Below are 3,637 nucleotides of genomic sequence, written 5' to 3' on the forward strand. Positions count from 1 at the left end.
CGGCGCATCGAGTCGGCGACCGTCTTCTCCGAGACTTCCCAGCCCAGATCGCGCAGGTCGGCCACCAGCCGCGGTGACCCGTGCAGCCCCTTGGCTTTGCCGAACGCCGCGGCCACCGCCGCGTCGAGCTGCCCACGACGCCGATCGGTGTCGGTATACACCCCGTCGGGTTCACCGGTCCGGCCGATCCACTTGTAGAACCACGACACGCTCACACCCAGCAACGCGCAGGTCATCGTATGAGGCACCCGGAATTTGGTCCTCTGGTCGGCGATGAAGCGTGCCACGCTCACTTCGTCGCCTCCTTCACCCCCTCTTAACCGGCTAATAATGCCCCGGGTATCTGGTCCGACACGCCGATCATCCTGGGGTATTTGACTCGGGCTGAGACGTTGGGCATATGTGAATCCATGACGGAAGAGCAGGCGGTCGAGTCGTTGCGTGCGGTCGAGGTCGAGGGGCGTTGGTCTCTGGTGGGCCCGGGGCCGGTCGGTGTGGATGTGGTCAACGACTATTTGGGTTATCTGGCCGATCGGGGTTACTCACCGCGCACGGTGCGCGCGTATGCGTTCGATCTGCTGGCGTTCGCGCGGTGGCTGGCCGCTGAGGTTCTCGGGGTCGACGATGTGTCGACTGAGGTGCTGCTGCGGTTCTTGGCGTTCTGCCGTTCGGCGTTGCCACCGGGCCGGCCGGGCGGCAACGTGTACTCGATTCGCGACGGCCGCAACGTCGGTTATGCGGCGGCGACGATCAACCGTCGCCTCGCTGCGATTTCGGGGTTGTTCTCGTATCGGCAGATGCGGGATGGATCTGCGGCCAACCCGGTGCCGCGCGGTGGAGTGGCGCGCCGTGGCGCCGGCGAGCGCAGTGGCCTGCTGGCTCATCTGCGAAAGCCCAAGCAGCGTTCGCGGTTACGGGTACGGGAGCCGCGGCGGCTGCCGCGCGGTCTGGACCGCGAGGAGACCACAGCGCTGTTGGGCAGCCTGCGCACCGATCGGGATCGCGCGATCGCGGGGTTGATGCTGTTGTCCGGGTTACGCTCGGCGGAGGTGCTCGGTCTTGGGGTGCGTGATCTCGACATCGGCCGCGGCTGGGTGCGGGTGATCGGCAAAGGCGACAAGGAGCGTCGAGTTCCGTTGGACCCGGACGTGGCCGGGCTGATCCAGACCTACCTGTTCGCCGAACGGCCCGAATCAGATTGTGACACATTGTTTCTAGTTGCGAAGGGCCCCAACCGGGGCAAGCCACTGAGCCCAGCGGGGCTGCGCACGATCTTCCGCTACCACCGGATGAAAGCCGAGGTGCCGGCGGGTCATCCGCACGCGCTGCGGCACACGTTCGGCACCGCGCTGGCCGAGGCGGGAGTTGACCTGGCGGTGCTGCAGGCGCTGATGGGCCACGACCACGTCGACTCCTCGGCTGCCTACATCCATCTGTCCCCAGCGCACGTGCGCGCCGCCTACGATGCCGCCCGCGACCGCCAGCGCGCCCAGTAGCAGCGGCGCGGCGCGGCCGCGGCCACCCGGGCCAGAACTGTTCGAGAGCTACCGTGCCGCGTTGGCCGCCCGCAGTGCGGGCAACCGGTCATTTTTGGGCGCTGCCCGCGTCTTCCTGAGGCGCTGGCCGGATCCGCAGGTGTGGGCCCAACAGCCACTGCCGGCGCGGTTGTCGGCGGGTTCGGCGGTGCGACCGCTGCTCAACCACCTCATGCTGGCCGGATACCTGCGCCCGGGTTACGACTATCTGCTCGAACGCAAGCTGCCCGCGATCCTGCGGGAGGCAAAGACCAGCCCACTGGCCAACGATGTGACCCGATTCCTTTTCGCGGCAGATGAACTGGGCTACACATCCCGGGTCGCAGCGGGACTGGCCAGCCAGATCACGGTGCGTATGCTGATCCAGACCGGCCGGCCTCTGCGCGAGCTGGACGACACCGACCTCGACGAGTTCGACGCGGCGATCACCGGCCGCGAACAGACCCACCAGCGCACGCTCAAGCACTACCACACCGCCCTGAACGCCACCCGCACCGTGCTGCATCACCTGGACGGGCAGGTCAGCGCGGCGGTGCACGACAGCGCACACCTGCGCTGGCCGTGGCAGCGTCACTTCGCCGGTGTCCCCTCACCGATGGCCGACTCTCTGGTCGCCTACCTGGAATGCGCCTCGGGCACCCGCGCCCGCTCCACCGTGCTGCACATGGCCGGCCGGCTCGGGCAGTTCGCCCGGTTCCTCGCCGAGCATGACCCCGCGCTGACCAGCCTGGCCGCGCTGGACCGGCAACGCCACATCGAACCGTATCTGGCCGCGGTGGCCGCCGCCCACAACCCCCGCACCGGAACACCCCTGTCGGCCTCCGAGCGGCGCTCGCGGGTGCTGACCGTCGGCCGGCTGATCGATGACATCAACGAATGGGGCTGGGCGCAGGCGCCCGGACGCAAACTCGTATTCGCCCGCGATGTGCCCCGACTGCCCAGGGCGCTGCCCCGCTACCTACCCCCCGACGCCGACCGGCGGCTCTTACAGGCGCTGCACGCCTCACCAAACCGGCTGCGCGCCGACGCGCTGCTGCTGCTACGCGCCACCGGGATGCGCATCGGCGAGCTGCGCGACCTGGAACTGGACTGCGTGCACGAGGTGCCCGGCGCCGGGGCCTGGCTGAAGGTCCCGTTGGGCAAGCTCGACACCGAGCGGATGGTGCCCATCGACGAGGACACCCTCGATCTGTTCGACCGGATCGTCGCGCACCGCTCGCCCGGGCAGCCGCTGCCACACCCGCGCACCGGCAAGCCGGTCGATTTCCTGCTCACCCACCAGGGACGGCGCATCTCGGTGGACACCCTGCGTGCCGAGCTTCAGCGCGCCGCCACCGAAGCAGGTTTGAAATCCGTCACACCACACCAACTCCGGCACACCTACGCCACCGCGCTGATCAACTGCGGGGTGTCGCTGCAGGCACTGATGGCCATGCTCGGCCACGTCTCGGCGGAAATGAGCCTGCGCTACGGTCGGCTCTTCGACGAAACCGTACGCGCCGACTACGAACGCGCACTGACACAGGCCAAAACCCAGCTCGGACCAGTACTGCCGTCGCGCACCCCGCTACCCATCAGCGACATCAGCGGCGGTAGCACCGACTGGAAAGACACCCCGACGATCAAAGCGCGGCTGACCGGCGGATACTGCCTGCGCACCCCTGCCCAAGGAGCCTGTGCCTACGCGAACATCTGCGAGCACTGCCCGAACTTCCGCACCGAATCGACGTTCCTGCCCATCCTGGCCACTCAACGCGCCGACGCCGCCGCACTGGCCGCCGACGCAGAACAGCGAGGCTGGGGCACCGAAGCCACCCGCCACCGCCGCCTCATCGAACGACTCGACAAACTCATCAGCCAGACTGATACGCCGTGACCGAGGAACACGCGATACGGGTCGAACGCGCCTGCCAACAGCTGCTCACCAGCGGAGCGCCCATCACCTTCGACGCGGTCGCCGCCCACGCCGGAATCGGTCGCGCCACCCTCTACCGGCGTCCCGAACTGCGCGCCATCATCGAAGGACACCGCCGCCACGGCCGCGACGCACTCACCCTCACCGGACTCCAAGTTCAGATCGACCAGCTCCGCCTCGCCCTAGA

3 protein-coding genes and 1 pseudogene are annotated in these 3,637 nt (G+C 68.3%); 3 read left to right on the top strand and 1 reads right to left on the bottom strand.

The genetic code is table 11. The annotated features are described in order from the left end of the window. Positions 1-293 (bottom strand): annotated as a pseudogene (locus tag JDV09_RS09760) (IS3 family transposase); the annotation flags it as partial. A 117-nt stretch (positions 294-410) separates the two neighbouring features. On the opposite strand from JDV09_RS09760, the gene JDV09_RS09765 reads away from it, so the two are divergent. From JDV09_RS09765 to JDV09_RS09775, 3 genes are all read left to right on the top strand, one after another. After that, a complete protein-coding gene (locus tag JDV09_RS09765; protein WP_221368927.1) occupies positions 411-1,496 on the top strand; it encodes a tyrosine-type recombinase/integrase in 1,086 nt (361 codons plus the stop codon). Between the two features lie 61 nt (positions 1,497-1,557). Continuing rightward, positions 1,558-3,411 (top strand): tyrosine-type recombinase/integrase, encoded by a 1,854-nt coding sequence (locus JDV09_RS09770; protein WP_221368928.1) that lies wholly within the window; start codon positions 1,558-1,560, stop codon positions 3,409-3,411. Next, a partial coding sequence (locus tag JDV09_RS09775; protein ID WP_221368929.1) for a hypothetical protein occupies positions 3,408-3,637 on the top strand: 230 nt, incomplete at its 3' end. The genes JDV09_RS09770 and JDV09_RS09775, both read left to right, overlap by 4 nt.

This window comes from Mycolicibacterium xanthum (genome assembly GCF_019710635.1).
In the GTDB taxonomy this organism is placed as follows: Bacteria; Actinomycetota; Actinomycetes; order Mycobacteriales; family Mycobacteriaceae; genus Mycobacterium; species Mycobacterium xanthum.